This window comes from Anaerohalosphaeraceae bacterium, assembly GCA_035378985.1.
Classification (GTDB): domain Bacteria; phylum Planctomycetota; class Phycisphaerae; order Sedimentisphaerales; family Anaerohalosphaeraceae; genus JAHDQI01.
In genome coordinates this window covers 86,548-106,317 of sequence record DAOSUR010000012.1, presented here as the reverse complement: position 1 = coordinate 106,317, position 19,770 = coordinate 86,548, and the positions used below count along the sequence as shown (strand labels likewise).

The following is a 19,770-nucleotide window of genomic DNA, read 5'->3' as shown; positions in this document are numbered from 1 at the left end:
ATTGTAACTGACCTATGCCTGAGAGCAAGCCACAACCCTTTTTCCAAAGAAGATTTTTAATTTCGCATTGTAACTGACCTATGCCTGAGAGCAAGCCACATAAAGTCAAAAATGACTGTTGCGGGGGGGGGACATACATTCCAAATTCATCTCTGTCTGCGCTGCGGCGAGGGAAAAGAATCGTGTCCTATCTGATCAAAGAATCTCTGCCTTCTTTTGTTTGAAGAATAGCCCCGTTCTGTGAAATCCGCGCAATCTGTGGTTCTTCGTTTCGCCTTGAATCTGTGTAATCCGAGAAATCTGTGGTGAATAAAAATGTGTCCTGCGGAATCCGCAGTTAGTACTCCTCCGGATGGAAGAACTCCGCATCCTCCAGCCACTGCTTGGGCCGCGAGACCAGCTCAATCAGATTCTCCAGCAGCTCTTCGTGCCGTTCCTCTTCCTCCGCCAGACGCTGGAAAATCTGCTTCTGCTCCGGCCGCTCGGCCTGGTCCGCCCTGTCCAGATAAAACGCCCGGCTCTTTTGTTCAATCTCCAGTGCCTGCCGATACAGATGAATCTGGTCCGTCTCGATCACAAATGTTTCACCGTATTCCTTTGCCCGCCGAAAAATATTCTTCGCATTCGCCAGAACATCCGCCGCCTCCGTCTGGGCCCCCGCCGGCTGCTGTGCGGCCATCGCCCGAATAACTGCCGCATGCTTGTCCTCCTCCTCCGCCAGCATCCGCAGGACCTGCTGAACCGATGGATTCGGAGATTTCCCCGCCAGTTCCCGGTAAAACGCCGCCCCCTCATTTTCCATCTGAATCGCGTAGTCGAAGATAGACATTTTTTGTCCCTCGTGTATACATTTTTTGTAAATCACTCTACTTGAACTTTTCAGCCTTTGCAAAACTTATTTGCAATTACGCCCCACAAAGGTTGTCTGTTTCCGGCAAATATGGTATTTTCAATCCGCTTTTTAACGATGTGAAAGGTGTTTGAAAACAGGATGTCTTGGAGGAACAACGCGGACATATGCCTTTTCAGCCCGAAAAACAGGGTTTTGTTCTTTGGCTGACCGGCTTAAGCGGCTCCGGTAAGACCACATTAGCCGACCAAGTTGCCCAACTCCTCACTGCGCAGGGCCGAAAAGTCGAACGCCTCGACGGCGACACCCTCCGCAGCCTCTTTCCCAACACGGGTTTCGATCGAAAATCCCGCGATGAACACATCCGGCGAGTCGGCTGGGTCGCCAGCCGGCTTGAACACCACGGTGTTATCGTAATTGCTTCATTCATCTCGCCTTACAGAGAATCCCGACAGTTCGTCCGCAATTTGTGCAAACACTTTATCGAGGTGTACGTAAAGGCTTCGCTGGATGAGTGTAAACGGCGGGATGTTAAGGGTTTATATCAAAAAGCCCAGGCCGGACAGATTCAGCAGTTCACCGGTCTGGATGACCCGTATGAAGAGCCCCAGCATCCGGAACTTGTCGTCGATACCGAACACAATCCGATAAATGTATGTGTCGACCAAATAATGGCTTACATCAGACCGTACCTGTGAGAGTCTATGGCTGACCATCTCGACCAACTCGAAAACCTCAGCATCCACATCCTTCGGGAGGCCTACGCCAACTTCAAGAACCTGTGTATGCTCTGGTCTATCGGCAAGGACAGCACGGCGCTTCTCTGGCTGGCCCGCAAGGCCTTTCTGGGGCATGTTCCTTTTCCGTTAGTCCATATAGACACAAAGTTTAAGATTCCGGAGATGATTGAGTACCGCGACCGTCTGACACGCCAGTGGCAGCTGGATATGATTTACGGCATCAATACGGAAGCCCTCGAGCGAAAAGAGACCTTTCCGGACGGTAAAGTGGATCGGCTCCGCTGCTGTAAGCTCCTGAAAACCGAGGCACTTAAGAACACCCTGAGCGGTGCCTGGCCCCGGTATCGGTTTAATCATTCCGCCGACCGCTACGAGATAGACCCCAATCACGAACCCTTCACGGGGGTTATCGTGGGACTGCGGGCCGATGAAGAAGGTTCCCGTTCCAAAGAACGCTATTTTTCCAAACGCGACCGCTCCAGTGAATGGGACATTGCCGACCAGCCGCCGGAGTTCTGGAATCAGTACAAAACCGATTTCGCCCCCGGCACCCATGTGCGGATTCATCCGCTGCTGGACTGGACGGAACTGAATATCTGGGAGTATATCGAGCGGGAAAAGATTCCGACGGTTTCCCTGTACTACGACCAGGGAAACGGAAAACGCTATCGTTCGCTCGGATGCTGGCCGTGCACCTTTCCCATAAACTCCACAGCCAAGAATCCGAAGGAGATTATCGAAGAGCTGCGCAGCGGACAGCTGAAAAACATTGCCGAACGCAGCGGACGGGCACAGGATGCCGAAGACGGCGGCGGGCTGGAAACCCTCCGGCGGGAAGGATATATGTAAAAGGAGGACAGCAGACGGATGAATTCTGCAGCCGATGAAAAGATGAATATTGTTGTTGCCGGGCATGTGGATCACGGCAAAAGCACCGTCATTGGCCGTCTCCTGACCGATACCGATTCTCTGCCGAAAGGCAAACTCGAGCAGATTCAGGAGCTGTGCCGTCGGACCAGCCGGCCTTTCGAATACGCTTTTCTGCTGGATGCGCTCAAGGATGAGCAGGCGCAGGGGATTACGATTGATTCCGCCCGGATTTTCTTTAAGTCCCCCAAGCGGCATTATCTGATTCTTGATGCGCCGGGGCATATCGAATTTCTGCGGAATATGGTTACCGGGGCCTCGCATGCGGAGGCGGCCCTGCTGGTGATTGATGCCGCTGAAGGCGTTCGGGAAAATTCCCGTCGGCACGGCTATATGCTCTCTATGCTCGGGGTTCATCAAATCGCTGTCCTCATCAACAAGATGGATTTGGCGGGATGGAGCCGCGATACGTTCGAAAAGATTGCAGACGAATACAAATGCTTTCTGCAGGAAATCGGTCTGTCGGCCTCATTTATTCCCGTCAGCGGAACGACGGGGGACAATATTGCCCGCCGCAGCGGGCGGATGACGTGGTACGAGGGGCCGACGGTGCTGGAGACGCTCGACGCCTTTATCAAAGAGCCGCTGCCGGTGGACAAACCCTTCCGAATGCCCGTGCAGGATGTGTACAAATTTACACGAGCGGGCGACCAGCGCCGCATCGTCGTTGGAACGGTGGAAACCGGCGCGGTTCGTCCCGGAGATGAGCTGATTTTTTATCCATCCGGCAAAAAGAGCCGCGTCAAGACACTCGAACGATTCGGTTCGCCGCCTCCACAGGCGTATGAAGCCGGTCAGGCCGCCGCCTTCACGCTCGAAGAGCAGATTTACCTGACGCGCGGCCAAATCGCTGTCCGGGCCGGCGAGCCCGCCCCGGAAGTTGGTCGGCGTTTCCAGGTTCATCTGTTCTGGATGGGTCGGGAGCCCCTGCGGGCCGACAAAGACTACCTCATCAAGGTCGGCACGGCCAAGCAGCCGATGCGCGTTGAGAAGATTCTTTCTGTGATGGATTCCTCCGATTTGCGGGTTAAAACTGAGCAGGATTTTGTCGGATACCACGATGTGGCGGACTGCATTCTGCAGACGGCGCGGGCGGTGGCGTTTGACTTGTCCGACCGATTCCCGACCCTCAGCCGTTTTGTGATTGTGGATGAGTATGAAATCCGCGGCGGCGGACTGATTCGTAAGGTCCTTCCGGATGCCGAAGAGCCGCTTCGCCAGCGCGTAATGCAGCGAAACCTCAAGTGGGCGATGAGCACCCTCAGCCGCGAACAGCGCTGGGAACGCTACAGCCAAAAGGCCGCTTTGGTTTTGATTACCGGCCGCAAAAATGTCGGCAAAAAGACCCTGGCCCGTGCTTTGGAGCGGAAGCTCTTTGCGGAGGGCAAACTGGTATACTTTATGGGAATCGCCAATGTGCTCTATGGGGTGGATGCCGACATTAAAACGCCCGGGCCGGACACATCCCACCGGCCGGAGCACCTGCGGCGGCTCGGCGAAGTGGCCAACCTGATGCTCGATGCCGGACTGATTCTGATTGTGACGGCCATCGGCCTGACGCAAAGCGATTTGGAGATTATTCGAACCGCCGTGGACAGCGATTTGGTTGAGGTCGTCTGGCTTGGACCGGACATGACTGATATTCAGGCCGATTTGCAGCTCGAAAATCCGGACAATCCGGACGAGGCCGCCGGGCAGATTAAGCGGCTCCTGCAGCAGAAGGGGATTATCTTCAGTGTGTGAACGGAAGCGGGGGCAGAGGATGGATGCCGATTTGCAGCGGATTGAACAGGCCCTTCTGGCCGCGCAGGAAGCGGCGGCTCGCTTTACACCCGGGCGAATCGCCTCTGAAAAAAAAGCCGGCGGCGACCCTGTGACGCAGGCCGATCTTCTGCTGGATAAGGTCTTGAAAGAAGCCCTGCTGGGGCCTTCGGAAGGGTGGCTTTCTGAAGAGACCGCCGACGATTTAAGCCGGCTGGGGAAAAAACGGGTCTGGATTGTGGATCCGCTGGACGGCACGCGCGAGTTTGTCGAAGGCATTCCGGAGTGGTGCATTTCCGTGGCGCTGGTGGAGGGGGGCAGTCCGGTCGCGGCGGGCATCTGCAATCCGGCGGCCGGGCAGATTTTTTTGGGCAGCCGTTCATCGGGGGTTACGCTCAACGGACAGCCGGTCCGGGTCAGCAGCAAAGCGGACCTGAAGGGGGCCAGGATTTTGGCCAGCCGCAGCGAGGTCAGACGGGGTGAATGGAAGCGTTTTGAAGGGGCCGGCTTTGAGATTGTTCCGATGGGTTCGGTGGCTTATAAACTGGCTCTGGTGGCTGCCGGGCTGGCGGATGGAATGTTTACCCTGGTGCCCAAAAATGAATGGGATGTAGCGGCCGGGGTTTGTCTTATGGAGGCCGCCGGCGGCCGATGGGAGGCGTCCGAATCCAGACGGCAGTTCAATCAGCCCAATCCTCTCCTGAAGGGCCTCTGGGCAGCCAATTCGTATCTCATTTTCAAATTGCAGGAGCTGTCAGAATGAAGCAGAGATTAGAGTGGTGGGTTGATGTCATGGATTATTTGAGGCGATACCGCTGGGTTCTTTTGTTTGTCTCTATAGCTCTGCCTCTTGTTTATGGTGCTTACCAATTTTTCTGGGTTGGCGGTTATCAGATCTCCATTTGCTACTTTCCAACAAAGATGAGTTATCAGGAATATTTGGTTTTTCAGAGCCGTTTTTTTGACATGAAAAATTTAGAGCGGATTGTCGAACGGCTGGGCGACCGGGAGTGGAAAGAGGCAATTGCGATCCGAAAAAGACCGGAACGTCTGCAAAAATTTGTCTGCTTTGAAACCTGGCCGGAATTGGATGATAAAAGGATTTTGCCCAATTTGAAGAGGCAGATTATTCCGATTGAGCCGGAACAGTCGGTGGTTCGGATAGAAATTCTTCTGCAGGCCAGGGAAAAAGAATTTTTGTCCCTTCTGGCTGAAACGATTCAGGTAAATCTGACGGAAGATTTGCTCTTGGATTTGTTGATGGAAAATCTAAAGGAGAAGATTCGAAACTGCCGGGCAGCTATTGCGGATTATCAGAGGGATCGTGCGCGTTCAAAGGAGGAAGTGCAGCAGAAGCAAAAACTCCTTTCTGCTCTCAAAAATCTGCCGCCGGCGGAGACCGCTGCAAAGCTTTCGGATTATGCTGTTGAGTTTAATGTAGAGAATCAAGGAGTGCATCTGCCGTTGTCGATGCAGATTCAAGCTTTGGAAATGGAGACTTTGCAGGCAGCAAGTGCGTTGGAATCAAAAAGAGCAGATTGTGAGCGAAATGAGCGTTTTTTGAAGGTTTATGAACGATTGCTGGAGGTTCTTAAGGAAAATCAGGAAAAGAAAACATCACTGAGTTTAGAAACCTATAAGCAGAAGTTAAAATCGATTTTGGAAGAAACGCGGGAGCCGGATTGGCAGGATTTGATATCGGCGGAGCTGCGGGAAGCAGAAAACCTGGCGATGGGATTCACTTTTTATCAACTGCCTCTCCAAAGGACAATGAGTGTTGAACAGCTGTGGGGGACGATGATCCGGCTGTTTTTCGGCAGTCTTTTGATGATGCTGTTTCTGATTTTCTGTTTGCAGCCGGCGTCACCTGAGATGGAAAAAGGGATTCAGAAAGACGGAATCGGCGGGACAGAGAACGAATGAATCTGGTGCACAGAACCTTGTCCGGAATCGGTGCTCTGATGATTAGCCAGCTGGTCCAGGGAATCGGACAACTTGTGATCCTAATGATTCTGGCGCGGCTGGTCGGCAAAGAGCCGTTTGGGGTTCTGACGGCAGCCACGATGCTGATTTATTTTGCCTCGATTTTCACTACAGTCGGAGTCGGTCCTGCACTGATTCAAACCCCTCATTTGACAGCGGTTCATGTAAGTACCGGGCTTGTTTTTTCCGTGCTGTGCGGCGCAGTGCTTTCTTTGTTTTTATTTGCAGCAGCTCCTATGGCCGGGAAATTCTTCGGCAATGAACAGGTTATCAAAATTATTCGGACTCTGTGCTGGATTTATCCGATTGAATCAGCGGGTTTGGTGGCTCAGTCGCAGCTGCGTCGAAATTTGAAATTCGGGACAATTGCTTTGATTGAGTCGGCATCTTACATCGGAGGATACGGGATTATCGGGATTGGATTGGCCCTTGGCGGCTTTCAGGTATGGGCCTTGGTTTGGGCGGTTTTTTGTCAGACAGTCTGCCGTAATATTTTGTTTGTTCTGATGGGCCCGCGTCTGTTTGTTTTGAGTTTTAACGGAGCACTTCTAAAGGAGATGCTGATGTTCGGCGGAGGGGTTACGGCCTCTCAAATTGCCGGATATTGGGCGTCGCAGGCGGATAAGATGATTGTGGGAAGGCTCCTCGGAATGACGGCACTGGGGGTGTACGGGCGGGCGATTGCGATGACGACAACCATTGCCCGTTTTTTCGGACAGACGCTGGCTCGGGTGTTGTTTCCTGTTTTTAGCCGTGTGCAGAAGGATGAGCATCTTTTGGCCAGCGCTTTTGAAAAGGGGATTCAGGGAATTGCTCTGATTACAATGCCGTTGTCGCTTTTAGGGGTTGTCTGCGGGCGCGAGCTGATTCTGATTCTGCTGGGACCTGCCTGGGAAGAGACAATTGTGCCGTTTCAGATTGTCTCGGCGGGGCTGTTTTTCCGGACAGCTGTTAAAGTCGGAGATTCAATTACCATGGCGCGGGGGGCCGTATATCGGAGGACCTGGCGTCAGTATATGTATTTGTTAACGGTGATGATTTTTTCTTTGGGGGGAAGTTTTTGGGGCGTGGAAGGGGTCGCCTGGGGAACCACGGCGGCCTGGCTTGTCAATTTCGGGCTGATTTCAGACTTAAGTGTGCGGCTTGTTGGAATGAGACGGATTGATTTTCTTGTGCTTTTCCTCCGGCCGGCGGTTGTAACAGGTCTCTGCGGGATTCCGTTGGCGGCTCTGACGGCTCTGCTCCGTGCGGAGGGTTTTGAACCGATGGTGATTGCAGCGGCGGCGGGGCTGGGAATCGGAGTATATTTTCTGCTCGTTGTTTATTCGGGGATCTCGCAGTTTTTCTTTGGAAGAACTGCGGCATGGTTTCGGCAGCAGGTGTCTGAAGGGATGCAGCGTTTGATAGGATTTCGGACACAGGCAAAGTCGTCTTTATGAATGGAGATAGTCTGTGGGTGGATGCGGGGTTTTATATATTGCCGTAGGCCGCTGCTATGTGAAAGCGGCCATCCAATCCGCACAGTCGGTTCGGCGTTGGTGTGGAGGGCTGCCAATCCATATTTTTACGGATGCTGAAAATGAAGCGTCGGCCCGTTCGACAGCTGACTCCTGGGGTTTGATTGAAAATCCGCATCGGCGCTCCAAGGTGGATTCTCTGATGTATACGCCGTTTGAAAGAACGCTGTACCTGGACAGCGACACGCGGATTTGCGGCGATATTCGGGATGTATTTGAGGTGCTGGAGCGTTTTGACATGGCGATTTGCCATGCCCATACAAGAAATACAGCCAAGAATCAGCAGCCCTGGAGGGTGAACCTGCCCTATGCCTTTCCTCAATTTAACGGGGGAGTGATTGCCTACCGCAAAACGCCGGCTGTTTTGGAATTTTTGGAGGCGTGGAAGCGGGCCTATCACAGTCAGCCCTTTGAAAAGGATCAGGTTACTTTGCGGGAACTGCTCTGGGCATGTGATTTACGTGTGGCAGTTTTGCCGCCGGAGTATAATATTCGGTATCGGAAGTATCTTTGGCTCTGGAGCCAAAGAGAAGCCCAGGTGAAGATTCTTCATTTGGCCTGTTATTCCGGACGTTCCCGGATGCGGATTTGGATGGAGTATCTGAAGCGGAAATGGAGTCACTGGGCAAAGAGGAAACCTGAATCCGGAGAGGAACCGCGATGCTGATTATTGCGATGCCGAAAAGCGCCAGTACTTCGCTGTTGACAACCTTGTGTCGGCTTCATGGAATGGAGGACCGAACCCGGATGATTCGCCGACACTATTTGGTCGATTTGCCGATTGCTTCTGATTATTCAGTCTTTTTTTTAATGCATGCGGATATGCGGGAGCTGGACAGCAAGGTTCTGTCGCTGTTGACGCAGACGGATAATTTTTGCAAGCTGCATCTGCCGCCTACGGAAAACAACCAATGTTTGCTGAGAGCCCATAAGAAGGTTATTCTGCTGCGTCGGCCTGAGGGGGTCATTGGGGCGTATAAACGGGGAGAAGATACAGGGGTTTTCCCTATGAAGAGTCTGGACTTTGTTTTTTGTGTGAGCGAAGAAGAATGGCTCCGGAAAGCCCGTCAGACAGGCCTGCTGAAACAAATGCAGATGTTTTATGAAGGATGGATGCAGCACAAAGGGGATAAACTGCTGATTCATTATGAGGAACTGATAAGCCGTCCGCGTGAGACCATTCGGGCAATTGAGGCCTATTGGGACCTTCCTCTCTCGGAGGAAATGGAATTAGACAGAAAGCGATACACTCGTCTTCAGGAAGAGAAAAGGCAAATCGTCGGACAGAGTCGAATGTCGGTTTTGCTTAGGCGGACGCCGAGGATATGCAAACGGCTGGCGCGAGATCTCCTGAGAGGATTGGGATGGAAACCGAATTATGCTGAACGATTCAAAAGAAAACTGCTGGCTGAGCCGGAAGACGGCCTCTTGGCGGACCGCTGAAGGGGATTCATTTGCCCCCTTGGATAAGTTGGCGGGAGCGGTTTTGCTTTTGGAACTATCGTCTCTTCGCTTTGTATTGGGGGCCCTTGTTGGGTGTACTTCGGCACAAATGACAGGATGTTCTTTTTTGTTTTTACTGGTCTATTGCTGGGTGAATCGCCGGCAGGCAGGAGCTTTATGTCGGGAGCCGCTGATAGGTGGATGGTTTCTTTTTCTGCTGATCTGGCCTCTTCTCCATTTGCTGGTTGGGAATATATACGATCTGCGTCAGGCGGTTCTTTATGGGCATATTTTTCTCCTGATGGTTTCTTCCGCCTTATGGATTCAACGGAGCAGCCCACAAAGATTTCTGCGCTGGGGGACTGCAGTCCTTGTTGCGGAGGCGGCGGGTGTGGTTTGGAGTCTGTTTTTTCCGGAATGGTTCGAAGGTATTTTCCGGTGGATGCAAAGGGAGAACACGTTTCAGGGCCGCGCCTTCGGCTGGGCCATGCAGCCGAACGAGCAGGCAAGGGATATGTTGCTTCTGTTTTTGATTTGGGCGGCATTTATTCCAAGACAGCAGGAGAGACGGCGTTTGGCGGCTTATCTGATGCTGGTTTTTTTGGTTGTGGCAACGGGTTCACGTTCAGGTTATGCCGCGGTGATTTTAAGTTTTTTCGTTCATATCTGTGTGACTTATTTTCGTGTTCAAGAGGGACGACTGTGGATGCAGCCCGGCCCTGTAGTGGCTGTGGGATTTTTTGCCGGTTTGCTGTTCAGCATTTTTCCGCTTCTCATTCGCATCGTTTCAGATACGATTCCTTCGTATAAAGGAACCTATGGACTTGTAGAGAGGGTGGACTCACTGGTTCGGGGGAATTTTACTCAGGTCAGTCGGCGCGGGGAAAGCACCGTTGAACCGCGAATCTTGAAAAAAATTGTTTTTTTCCAACTGTCGAAGGATCGCCCCCTTTTCGGATATGGGCTTGGTGCCCAGGAACGTTTGCAGGAAACGGAGGAGCTCCTATACAGCACCCATGACCAGTATCTGCTGATTGCCTTTGAAGGAGGATGGCTGCTGGTGCTGTTTTACTTGCTGTTAAATGCATCCCTCTATCTGCATCCGCAGCGGGCTGTGCTTGAAGGGCGGCATGGCGTGCCGTTTGTTTTACAAATTTTTCTTGTGATTCTCTGGTTCGGGTTTTTCAGTAACACACTGCTGGATTCACGAACCTATGCCGGCGTGACCGGCTTTTTGATTGGGTTAATGAACAGTCTCGGCAGGGAGAGGCCGCAATGAGCATCGCACGGCGATTCAGGATACTTCATGTGATTGACCGTCTCGAGGGGGGCGGAGCCCAGCGTCAGCTGAAATATCTGATCGACTGTTCCGATACCGAGCAGTTTGCGCATGGAATTTTATTTCTGGCCGGGGATACGGATGTACCTTTCTTTAACAGACCGGTTGACTGTCTCAGAGTGGACCGCGGGCGGAAATGGGAACTTTTTTCCTTTGGCAAACGGGTGTATGAGGCCGTAATGGACTATCGTCCGGACTTGCTTCATGTATGGCTGCCGGAAGTGATTACGATTCCGGCGGCTCTGGCCGGACGGCGGCTGAACATTCCGATTGTAAGCGGCCAGCGGCGCTCCCTGCGCGGAATGCCGGGCCTGAAAGGCAAATTTCGCGATCGATTGGCCCTGATTCAGCATGGGCTTTCCCATCAGATCATTACCAACTTTCCTGTACTGAGTGAGCCTCTGTTTTTCCGATTTCTTTATCGGCGAAAAAAGGGATTCACGATTCCCAACGGGATTCGGTTATGTCGCACGCAGAGTTCCGTCCCCTTTCCGAATTTTAAAAAGAACAATACTTTTCTGCTGTGGTACACGGGTCGAATTGTGCCCCAGAAGCGTGCGGAATTGCTTCTGGAGGCCTTTTGCGTATTACGAGGGGAAGGACTGAATCTTTCCCTGGTTGTCTGCGGAACCGACCAAATGGGATTGCAGCAGAAGTGGAAGGACCGGTTGAAGAAGGCCCGACTCGAAGAAGATGTCCATTTTACCGGGTATCGTCCCGACTGGCACGGCGGTCTGGAACAGGCTGACTTGTTTGTTCTGCCGAGCGTATCAGAAGGGATGCCGAATGTACTGTTTGAGGCCATGCTGGCCGGCTGCTGTGCGGCAGCTTCCGCCATCCCGGTTATTCGCTATTATCTCGAGCACAAAAAGCATGCTTGGCTGTTTGCCCCGGATTCTCTGACTTCTCTGAAAGAAGCTGTAAGGACTTTGTATTCTGATGAAACTCTGCGCAAGAGATTGGCAAATGAGGGACAAAAACAGGCATCTTTGTTTTCTTTGGAAAAGATGACGCGCTCGTATGAAGAGGCTTATCGCCGCCTGCTGAAGCAATGAAAGCAAGAACGAAAATCCGATTGATGATTGTCGGACACGCCAACCGCCAGGCGGGGGGCTGTCGGTCGGACAAAATCTTCTGGCTGAATTGGTGCGGTACGGGGAAGATTGGGAAATCCTGGCGGTTTTGCCGAAACACTGCGGCTATGAATCGATTGCAAAGGATTCTTCCGTCCGTGTTTACTGGTTTGCCCAAGACGGCAATTATCTGAAACGATATTTTTTTGATCGATTTGTTCTCCGGCAGCTGGGGAGGGAATTTCGCCCGGATGCCGTTTTTGCACTGGGACATCTTGGGTATCCGTCTTTGGGTGGGATTCAGCTGGTTCGTCTGGCGGATGCTCACTTTGTTTACCCCAAAAGCCAATGGGGGCCGATGAGCTGGAAGGAACGGTTTCGATATGCATTCCAGAAAAGGCAGTTTGCCTGGACCGTTCGGAATGCGGCGGTGATTTATTGCCAGACCCAAACGATGATTCAGCGGCTCCAAAGTATATATCATCCTGCCGGCCAGATTCGTTTGCTGCCGAATGTTCTTGGGAGGGAGTCTGTTCGTCAGACCGCGGAAAGCCAGCTGCAAATCCCCCCTTGGACGAAGGGGCGTTTTCGGATGATTTGTCTGTGCAGATATTATGGACACAAAAATCTGGAGATTTTTCTTCCGCTCTATAAGACCTATCGGAATCAGCTTAGGGATACCGTGCTGTTTTTGACTATTGCACCGGAACAGGACCCAGGAGCGGCCCAGTTGCTGCGGCGAATCGAACGGGAGAGACTTGGCAGCCACATTGTCAATCTGGGACCGATTCGTCAATCGGAGGTCGGCGGCTATTTTGCGCAGTGCCAGGCGCTTCTGTTTCCAACCCTTCTGGAATCTTTTTCAGCCACTTATCTGGAGGCGATGTATCATGGTCTTCCGATTATTACCAGCGGGATGGATTTTGCCCGGGAGATCTGCGGCGACAGCGCTTTGTATTGCGATCCACTGTCTGTTGATTCTATCTATCAAGGGATTGAACGGCTGCGGAAGGAACCGATTCTCGCCGAACAGCTCAAAAAGGCGATGTCCGAACGTTTTGGCATTTTGTCGAGACGAACCTGGAAAGAGAATGCTGAGCAGATTTTAGAGGATGTTCGGGAACTGGTGCACAATGTGCGAGACGCTGAATGAAGTTTTCGATTGTTACAGTCTGTCTGAACAGTGAAAAAACAATTGCGGATACCCTGGACAGTGTGGCCGGTCAGGTCTGGCCGGATCGGGAACATTTGATTATTGACGGCGGTTCTGTGGATCAAACAGCGAAAGTGGTCCAGAGCCGAAGCCAAGGTAGAGTCCGGTGGTTTTCAGAGCCGGATACGGGAATTTATTCGGCGATGAATAAAGGTCTTGCGAGAGCCGATGGGGATGTGATTGCCTTTCTGAACAGTGATGATGTTTATATTGATCCAAATGTTTTATTAAAAGTTGCGGACTTTTTTCAGAAGGAAAAGACCGATGCCGTGTATGGGGATTTGGTGTATGTGAATAATGCCCACCCTTCCCGTATCTGTCGATATTGGAAGGCCGGTTTATGGCAGCCGGGGGCCTTCCGAAAAGGTTGGGTGATCCCGCATCCGACTTTTTTCTGCCGCAGGGAAGTCTATGAGAAATTGGGGGGATATCGGGAGGATTTTCAGATAGCGGGGGATTTTGAACTGCTTCTGCGGTTCGTTGAAATCCATCGGATTCGGTGTGTTTATCTGCCGCAGGTGCTGGTCAAGATGCGAGCGAGGGGAAGAGCGGGTCGGCTGAAGGGGATTTGGCGCGGCAATCGGGAAATTCTGCAATCCTTTCGGATTCATTCGCTCCAACCGGCTCCTCTGTTTTTTCTAAGGAAGGCGGCACTGAAATTGAACCAATTTTTTCAACGGCCTTCCGGAGGGGCGCATTCGGGATTGTAAAAGGAGCAGAAAGGAGGTAAAATCCGGTTTTAAAAAAGAAAAACGTGAGGGGTTTTAGACAGAAAGCTGCTGTACTTATGCGCCGAAATTGGCCTGTTCAGATTGGTCTGGCAGTCGTAAATATTTTGGGAATTCACGTGTGTATTCTGCTGGCTTTTTGGCTGCGATACGGCAATTCGATTCCCGAGTTTAACTTTTCTTCTTATCGTGCAGCCTATGCACCGCTGACCTTTTTGTATCTGCTGTCCCTGGCAGTGGAAGGTGTTTTCCAGCCGCGTTTCCGTTCCTATATGGAGGTTCTCCGTTATTTGTTTAAAGGGATTCTGCTTGGAACGCTGCTGTCTGTAGCTTTTTTGTACGTATTTCGAAGCCGATGGGCCAGTTTTCCGACGAGTGTATTTGTTTTGTTTGTGCCTTTGGCGGGCGTGATCCTTTTTGTGTTGAACAGCGGAATCCTGCGGGCTGCCGGATGCATTCGAAAAAGCGTGCTGATTATCGGCGATGAAAAATCCGAGGTGTTGTTGCCCTCTACCAGCCGAATCCGAAAGATTCACTGCGAGTCTGTAGATGCGCTGATTCACCAGCCCGAAGTTGATGAGGTTATTCTGTGCAGGCGGATTTCAGATGAAAAGCAGTTCAATCTTTTGGTTTGTCTTCTGCTGAAATCACGCGTCAATGTGGTTTTCAGTCCTGAGCTGTACACAGAGATGATGTCTGTCAGCGGCTTGCCGGCCCAGGATATTGAGCTGCTCTCTGCCTTTCTGGGACGGCGGTCAGAGACGGAAGAATTCCTGATGCGGCTGCTGGATATTGTCGGGAGTTCGGCATTGCTGCTTCTGCTCTTTCCTCTGATGGTTCTCATCGGATTGCTGGTGAAGGCTACTTCGCCGGGACCGGTTTTTTACAAACAGATCCGAGCGGGGAAAAACGGCGTTCCTTTTGTTCTGTATAAGTTTCGAACCATGGTGAACAATGCAGAAGCCGAGACGGGCCCCGTTTGGGCTACACGAAATGATGCACGAGTTACGCCATTGGGCCGGTTTTTGAGACAAGGCCGTCTGGATGAGCTGCCTCAGTTGTGGAATGTGCTTCAGGGACAAATGAGTCTTGTGGGACCGCGTCCGGAACGCCCTCATTTCTTGGAGGAATATCCGGTTCTTCGAGGGATTCGTCTGGCTGTCCGGCCGGGGCTGACGGGACTGGCCCAGATACGAAGGGATTATGACCTCAAACCGCATCATAAAATCCGTTACGATTATCTGTATATTCAGCGGCGGTCATTTTTACTGAATTTGTATCTCATGCTTAAAACGGTTCCTGTGATTCTCAGGGGACGGGGTGTTTAAGGAACATCGGAATCGGGGTTTCTTTTTTGAATGGCAAGAATTTCAAGAAGTTGTTTTTGTGACTTCCATTTTTCCAGAAGTATATACCGGGACTGCGGCATCGGCGGATCGGATAAGGGTGAAATGCGAACTATGTAATCCGCGGTCTTTTTAGAGGGAGATATCTGTCGTTCCGCGTAAAAGGGAATGCGTTTGTCTTTTGAGACAATAAGAGCATCAGCAGGAGTGTGTTGGATAAGCCACTCAGCAGCTTGGCGATAAGCGGTTTTGTCATAGTGAAGGGGATGAAGCAGTTTGGGAAGAGAAAGCAGAATCCCCGCCGGAAAGAAAAGACTCAGGAACAAAGAAAGCTTGACGCTTCGGAGCCCATTCAGTTTTGAGTAGGCAAAAAGGGCCAAGGTTCGCATTCCCTGAACAGTCAGAAGACTTGAGATGCCTAAAAGTGGAAGAAAGTGACGTTTTGCAATATAGCCGTAGGTAAATCCGAGCATCAGCAGAAGGAAGACATTTAAAATGAAAAAAGATGCTGCCAGCAGAAAGGAAAGATTCCCAGCTTCCTTTTTTTTAAGAAAGTAGGACCGAAAGCCAAGCAGCCAAAAAGGCAGAAAATAGTAAAGCAGGTTTTCCGCTAATGTCTTAAAAAACTCAAAAGGAGCTGTGATAAAAAGATGGTTCCCTTCTGCGGCTCCCAGAATAGATCCGATGCAAATCGGATGGTCTAAATAGGAAAGAAGAAGTTTAGAAGGCAGCACGGAATCAGCATAAAGCCAATAGGGCAGGACCGGCAGCAGCCAGGCCGCGGCGATCAGAACAGCGGCGGTCAGCAGCCGTCCGGCGTTTGCCGCTGTTCTTTGCTTCCAAAACAATATGCCCAGAATAACAGCCAGATAGAGGAGAATCTGAGCACATTCCGGACGGAATAGGTACCCAACCCCCCCGAGAAACGCCGAGACCATCCATCCAAAAAGAGTTTGTTTCTCCAGATTTCTCAGAAGGGCATAAAAGGCTGCCGACAGAAGAAGCAGATGCGGCCAGTCTCGGAGGACATCGCAGCCGTGTTTGGAAATCGGCAGGACGAGCAAAATCAGAAGTCCTCCGAAGGCCCAGACGGGACGGAAGAGGCGGCATCCGATTTTCCAGAGGAAAAACAGGGCCCCTAATTGTGTCAAAAGGACGGCCGTTTGGGACGAGTGAATCCAGGATAAATTGGTATGGGAATCGGCAAAGAAAAAGGCAAGTCTGTGGACCAGATAAAGCAGCACGGGAAAACCCGGCGGGAATTTTCGGCATATCTCCGCATAGCCGTCGGGAAGAGTTTGGGCCATCTTAATATAAAGAACACCATCTTCGCTGATTACAACAGTCCGGGAGATATGATAGGCACCGAGCAGGGCGGCCAGCCCCAGCAGGAAGGCCGGACAAAACCATTTGTGGCGGGTTATTCGCCGAACGAGAGAACTGATTGACATCGGCCTCTTTCTTTCCTAAAAATCTGCGGCTGCAATATAGCATTGTTTGCCTTTTCAGACAAGAGGAAAGAATCAGGCCGGCTTGTGCGCAGGGCGGTTCAAAAAGGCCGGCGGAAGAAGCAACATTGTTTTTAATCCGCAGAGGTGCCGATTTGGAGGTTGGCATCGGCGGCTGTGCCCGGCACCAGGTCCAAAGCGGCATTTTTCAGAATCACGGTGAAGATGCACTTGTCCAAATCGATTTTGCAGTTCACCAGGCCGCCTTCCGCCGCGGGAACATTGAGGCACGAATACACATTGCCCTTGGCTGCTTTTGTGAAGCTGCCTTCAGGAATGGTGAAGGTTTGAGCACCCCAGATGATGCGGACCGGCAGAGCTGTCAGGTCGGTTCCGGCCACATCCGCAACGGCGATTTCGCCGGTAATGCTTAACTGGTCCGTACCGGCCGTTTTTCCGTGTTTGGCGGCGGCCTTGCTGATGCGGACCTCATCGCGATAGTTTCGCATCAGCCGAATCGGGATCCGCTGTTTGCCGTTGACAATCGATTCGTCGGCTTCTCCGCAGTATACGGTGTCTCCAAAATCCCATTCAAAGCGAATCGGGCAGGACAGGCCGGTCAAATTCACTTTTGAAAGGGTCGCAGCAAAGGTACGCGTCGCAAAATCAAATTTCAAGGAGGTGATGCCGCCGGGTTGGTTTTTGGCAATTCTTCGAGTCCATACAAACTGGTTTTTCGTTTTGTCCCATTTGTAGCCGCATTCCTCTGTGTAGATTTCGGCCCCATCCGTAAGAGAAATGACGGAGGTTTCAATGGAGGAGACCTGGAGGAGATTGGGGGCCGCGGCGAAAGAACCGCTGACAGTCAAACTGTCCTGACCGACCCCATTTCCGGCGGCCACCTGGACGCTCTTGATGGTCACGGGCAGGGAGGGCTCATCATTCTGTTCCCAGTCAGCGGGTTCCGCTTCCGCTGAATACTCCCATTTGCCGGTGGTCTCATTGTAGGAATACAGGTCGGAAATCCGGAAGGAGAACGTCTGGACCTGGTAGTCTCCGAGGTAAGTTTTGGCGGTCACATCCAACGTGATTTGAGTGAAGGTGCAGATGTCTTTGAAGTTCAGCCCGAACCCGAATCCGCTGCCGTTGCCGATATAGTCCATCAGTTCCAGCAGCGAAGAAGAAAGCGAAACCGTGGAGCCGTCCGCCAGTTTTACTTTGTAGGGATTCGGATAAACCGTCCAGATGGAGGATTTTTTGTTGTTGTACTGGCTGAGTCGGCAGACCCATTTTCCTTTATTAGAAAAGGCCCCGGTTACAGAAACGCCGTAGCCGGCAAAAATGTCCCCTGAGCCGCTGCCGGTGTCTCTTTGAACTCCTTCGGTGGGGTTATCGAGCATGTGAACGTAGATGCGTGCTTTGGCTGGGACAATATCGTGGATAGTCAGCACAGCTTCCGTAATAACAGCCCCGGCCGGAATAGAGATCGCTTCACTGGGAATCCCCCAGATAAGGTACTCATTGGGGGACATCGTATGGGCGGCGGCCAGAGCCGTCAGAAGCGGAAGAAAGCCCGTGTATATTCCGAACAGAAACAGGTTGGTTTTCTGCTGCTTCATTTTTGTTCTCGACTGTTCAAAACGCTGTCAAGTTTTTCGCCCCCAAAGTCGGATTTGTCTTTCCTTCTAAAAAGTACGAAATGTTGCGGAGGCGGTCAAAAGGAGCAGGGGCGGCAGAGAAAAAATCGTCCGATAAAATCCGAAAAAAGAGAGAGGTGTTTCAGGGGTGGCTGCTGAAAAATGAAAAAGAGCGTTTTTTATCGGCCCCGGTATTTATGCCAGGCCGAACAGGCCCCTTCCGTTGAAACCATACAGGGGCCTATGGGATGATCCGGGCTGCAGGTCTTGCCGAACAGCGGACAGGAAGGCGGCTCAACCAGACCGCACAAAACCCGGCCGCACAGGCATCCGGCTGGTTCCGGGGAATCCAGAGGGGTTATGTCCAGTCTTTTCACGGCATCAAATTGTTCATATTCTTTCCTTAGTCGAAGCGTGCCGCCCGGGATGCGGCCCAGTCCCCGCCAGGGCCCGTCCCACGGTTCAAAAAACTCCTCCAGCAGCTTCCGGGCGATTTCATTTCCGGCGGGGCGCACGGCCGCATGATACACCGACTCCACGCAGGCACGGCCGGAGCAGATTTGTTCGCAGATTCGGGCAATGCCTTCGAGAATCTGCATTGGTTCAAAGCCCGCTACTGCGCAGGGCCGATGATACGTTTCTGCAATGGGCCGATACGCATCCGAGCCGATGATGACGCTCACATGCCCGGGACACAAAAACGCATCGATTTTGTCGTTGCGTCCTTCGAGGAGTGCCTTCATAGCGGGGATGACGAGTTTGTGTGCACAAAGAATCGTGAAATTGCGGATTCCCTCCGCCAGCGCCTGCTGCAGAGCGACGGCCGTAGCCGGTGCCGTTGTTTCAAAACCGACGGCGGCGAATACGACGGTTTTGTTCGGGTTTTTTCGGGCGGCATCCAGGGCATCATCCGTGCTCAGGACGATGCGCACATTCGGACGATGAAGTTTTTCCAGCGAAGTGCGGCTGCCGGGGACGCGAATCATATCCCCGTAGGTGGTGATGAGGGTATCGGAGCGCTGCGCCAACTCCAGAAGCGTGTCAATTGTGCCCTGGTCCGTCACGCAGACCGGACAGCCCGGTCCGGAAAGCAGACGAATTCCCTCCGGCAGAAGCGAGCGGATGCCGTAACGAAAGAGCGCAACGGTATGCGTGCCGCAGACCTCCATAATCTGAATGGGTCTGCCGATTTTCTCAACGGCCTCCGTCAGCCGATTTCTGAGCAGTTCAATGGACGGATTCATTGGGAGCTCTCCGGCGGACGGGCCTGCTGCTCCTGCTCCTGCAGACGGGCGATTTCTTCAAAAAGCTCCCAGGTCTTGCGGGCCTCTTCTTCTTCCACCTTGGTAATGGCATAGCCGGCGTGAACCAGGACGATGTCGCCCAATCCCACCTCCGGCGTCAGTGTGGTGCGGATTGCCCAGCGTGTGCCCATCGCATCCACGACGGCCCGGTCGCCTTCCATCTCAACGATTCTGGCCGGTACGGCTAAACACATATATTCTTATCTCTTGCAGCAGATTGTAGTGCTGTTTTTGGATTCTCGACAGAGTATATACGCTCTAAATCCTTTTATTCAAACGAGAAATTAAAAAACAGAAGGGCAGACGTCGGGTGCGTCCGGAGAGGGGTCGGTTGGGCTGAGGAATGAAGACAAAAATTTTCTTGACAAAGCCAATCGCTTATTATAGGATTATGGATGGTATTCAAGGAGAAACAAACATCCTCGCCGGGCCTTCTGTGGTTCTTTTCACGCATCTGTCTT

18 protein-coding genes are annotated in these 19,770 nt (G+C 52.1%); 13 read left to right on the top strand and 5 right to left on the bottom strand.

Annotation, left to right across the window (positions count from 1 at the left end; genetic code table 11):
- Positions 1-337 precede the first annotated feature (337 nt).
- Positions 338-829 carry a ferritin family protein gene (locus PKY88_09765; GenBank protein ID HOQ05485.1) on the bottom strand — a complete coding sequence of 164 codons (492 nt, stop codon included), beginning with the start codon at positions 827-829 and terminating at the stop codon, positions 338-340.
- A gap of 188 nt (positions 830-1,017) precedes the next feature.
- Here PKY88_09765 and cysC point away from each other — a divergent pair, with 188 nt between their 5' ends.
- The 13 genes from cysC (at position 1,018) to PKY88_09700 (ending at position 14,902) form a co-directional block, all read left to right on the top strand.
- Positions 1,018-1,548 (top strand): adenylyl-sulfate kinase, encoded by a 531-nt coding sequence (cysC, locus tag PKY88_09760; protein HOQ05484.1) that lies wholly within the window; start codon positions 1,018-1,020, stop codon positions 1,546-1,548.
- Between the two features lie 6 nt (positions 1,549-1,554).
- The gene (gene cysD, locus PKY88_09755; GenBank protein HOQ05483.1) at positions 1,555-2,439 is read left to right on the top strand and encodes a sulfate adenylyltransferase subunit CysD; all 885 of its coding nucleotides are present in this window, start codon (positions 1,555-1,557) and stop codon (positions 2,437-2,439) included.
- An 18-nt stretch (positions 2,440-2,457) separates the two neighbouring features.
- Positions 2,458-4,260: a GTP-binding protein gene (locus PKY88_09750; GenBank protein HOQ05482.1), complete on the top strand. Its 1,803-nt coding sequence runs from the start codon at positions 2,458-2,460 to the stop codon at positions 4,258-4,260.
- Positions 4,261-4,279: 19 nt separating this feature from the next.
- On the top strand, positions 4,280-5,041 hold the full coding sequence (locus PKY88_09745; protein HOQ05481.1) for a 3'(2'),5'-bisphosphate nucleotidase CysQ: 762 nt from the start codon (positions 4,280-4,282) through the stop codon (positions 5,039-5,041).
- Positions 5,038-6,201 (top strand): hypothetical protein, encoded by a 1,164-nt coding sequence (locus PKY88_09740; GenBank protein HOQ05480.1) that lies wholly within the window; start codon positions 5,038-5,040, stop codon positions 6,199-6,201. Before PKY88_09745 ends, PKY88_09740 begins: the two co-directional genes overlap by 4 nt.
- Positions 6,198-7,700, top strand: coding sequence for a lipopolysaccharide biosynthesis protein (locus tag PKY88_09735; GenBank protein HOQ05479.1), 1,503 nt, complete (start codon positions 6,198-6,200; stop codon positions 7,698-7,700). Before PKY88_09740 ends, PKY88_09735 begins: the two co-directional genes overlap by 4 nt.
- Before the next feature lie 13 nt (positions 7,701-7,713).
- Entirely contained in the window at positions 7,714-8,445 is a 732-nt protein-coding gene (locus PKY88_09730; protein HOQ05478.1) for a putative nucleotide-diphospho-sugar transferase, read from the top strand.
- On the top strand, positions 8,439-9,221 hold the full coding sequence (locus PKY88_09725; protein HOQ05477.1) for a sulfotransferase domain-containing protein: 783 nt from the start codon (positions 8,439-8,441) through the stop codon (positions 9,219-9,221). Before PKY88_09730 ends, PKY88_09725 begins: the two co-directional genes overlap by 7 nt.
- Complete coding sequence (locus PKY88_09720; GenBank protein HOQ05476.1) at positions 9,157-10,500, top strand: O-antigen ligase family protein; 1,344 nt, start codon at positions 9,157-9,159, stop codon at positions 10,498-10,500. Before PKY88_09725 ends, PKY88_09720 begins: the two co-directional genes overlap by 65 nt.
- A complete protein-coding gene (locus PKY88_09715; protein ID HOQ05475.1) occupies positions 10,497-11,615 on the top strand; it encodes a glycosyltransferase family 4 protein in 1,119 nt (372 codons plus the stop codon). Before PKY88_09720 ends, PKY88_09715 begins: the two co-directional genes overlap by 4 nt.
- A gap of 79 nt (positions 11,616-11,694) precedes the next feature.
- Positions 11,695-12,786: a glycosyltransferase gene (locus tag PKY88_09710; GenBank protein HOQ05474.1), complete on the top strand. Its 1,092-nt coding sequence runs from the start codon at positions 11,695-11,697 to the stop codon at positions 12,784-12,786.
- Complete coding sequence (locus PKY88_09705) at positions 12,783-13,556, top strand: glycosyltransferase family 2 protein (protein HOQ05473.1); 774 nt, start codon at positions 12,783-12,785, stop codon at positions 13,554-13,556. Before PKY88_09710 ends, PKY88_09705 begins: the two co-directional genes overlap by 4 nt.
- Positions 13,557-13,633: 77 nt before the next feature.
- Positions 13,634-14,902: an exopolysaccharide biosynthesis polyprenyl glycosylphosphotransferase gene (locus tag PKY88_09700; protein ID HOQ05472.1), complete on the top strand. Its 1,269-nt coding sequence runs from the start codon at positions 13,634-13,636 to the stop codon at positions 14,900-14,902.
- On the opposite strand, the gene PKY88_09695 is transcribed toward PKY88_09700, so the two are convergent.
- The 4 genes from PKY88_09695 to PKY88_09680 all read right to left on the bottom strand — a co-directional run bounded on the left by PKY88_09695 (position 14,899) and on the right by PKY88_09680 (position 19,503).
- Positions 14,899-16,371, bottom strand: coding sequence for a glycosyltransferase family 39 protein (locus PKY88_09695; protein ID HOQ05471.1), 1,473 nt, complete (start codon positions 16,369-16,371; stop codon positions 14,899-14,901). The genes PKY88_09700 and PKY88_09695 overlap by 4 nt on opposite strands.
- 131 nt (positions 16,372-16,502) lie before the next feature.
- On the bottom strand, positions 16,503-17,987 hold the full coding sequence (locus tag PKY88_09690; protein ID HOQ05470.1) for a hypothetical protein: 1,485 nt from the start codon (positions 17,985-17,987) through the stop codon (positions 16,503-16,505).
- A gap of 197 nt (positions 17,988-18,184) precedes the next feature.
- Positions 18,185-19,249, bottom strand: coding sequence for a hydrogenase formation protein HypD (gene hypD / locus PKY88_09685; GenBank protein HOQ05469.1), 1,065 nt, complete (start codon positions 19,247-19,249; stop codon positions 18,185-18,187).
- Positions 19,246-19,503, bottom strand: coding sequence for a HypC/HybG/HupF family hydrogenase formation chaperone (locus tag PKY88_09680; protein ID HOQ05468.1), 258 nt, complete (start codon positions 19,501-19,503; stop codon positions 19,246-19,248). Before PKY88_09680 ends, hypD begins: the two co-directional genes overlap by 4 nt.
- Between the last annotated feature and the right edge of the window lie 267 nt (positions 19,504-19,770).

Excerpts from the sequence above, each read along its gene's own strand:
- PKY88_09765 (HOQ05485.1), bottom strand. The coding sequence starts at position 829 with ATGTCTATCTTCGACTACGCGATTCAGATGGAAAATGAGGGGGCGGCG.
- cysC (HOQ05484.1), top strand. The coding sequence starts at position 1,018 with ATGCCTTTTCAGCCCGAAAAACAGGGTTTTGTTCTTTGGCTGACCGGC.
- cysD (HOQ05483.1), top strand. The coding sequence starts at position 1,555 with ATGGCTGACCATCTCGACCAACTCGAAAACCTCAGCATCCACATCCTT.
- PKY88_09750 (HOQ05482.1), top strand. The coding sequence starts at position 2,458 with ATGAATTCTGCAGCCGATGAAAAGATGAATATTGTTGTTGCCGGGCAT.
- PKY88_09745 (HOQ05481.1), top strand. The coding sequence starts at position 4,280 with ATGGATGCCGATTTGCAGCGGATTGAACAGGCCCTTCTGGCCGCGCAG.
- PKY88_09740 (HOQ05480.1), top strand. The coding sequence starts at position 5,038 with ATGAAGCAGAGATTAGAGTGGTGGGTTGATGTCATGGATTATTTGAGG.
- PKY88_09735 (HOQ05479.1), top strand. The coding sequence starts at position 6,198 with ATGAATCTGGTGCACAGAACCTTGTCCGGAATCGGTGCTCTGATGATT.
- PKY88_09725 (HOQ05477.1), top strand. The coding sequence starts at position 8,439 with ATGCTGATTATTGCGATGCCGAAAAGCGCCAGTACTTCGCTGTTGACA.
- PKY88_09720 (HOQ05476.1), top strand. The coding sequence starts at position 9,157 with ATGCTGAACGATTCAAAAGAAAACTGCTGGCTGAGCCGGAAGACGGCC.
- PKY88_09715 (HOQ05475.1), top strand. The coding sequence starts at position 10,497 with ATGAGCATCGCACGGCGATTCAGGATACTTCATGTGATTGACCGTCTC.
- PKY88_09705 (HOQ05473.1), top strand. The coding sequence starts at position 12,783 with ATGAAGTTTTCGATTGTTACAGTCTGTCTGAACAGTGAAAAAACAATT.
- PKY88_09700 (HOQ05472.1), top strand. The coding sequence starts at position 13,634 with ATGCGCCGAAATTGGCCTGTTCAGATTGGTCTGGCAGTCGTAAATATT.
- PKY88_09695 (HOQ05471.1), bottom strand. The coding sequence starts at position 16,371 with ATGTCAATCAGTTCTCTCGTTCGGCGAATAACCCGCCACAAATGGTTT.
- PKY88_09690 (HOQ05470.1), bottom strand. The coding sequence starts at position 17,987 with ATGAAGCAGCAGAAAACCAACCTGTTTCTGTTCGGAATATACACGGGC.
- hypD (HOQ05469.1), bottom strand. The coding sequence starts at position 19,249 with ATGAATCCGTCCATTGAACTGCTCAGAAATCGGCTGACGGAGGCCGTT.
- PKY88_09680 (HOQ05468.1), bottom strand. The coding sequence starts at position 19,503 with ATGTGTTTAGCCGTACCGGCCAGAATCGTTGAGATGGAAGGCGACCGG.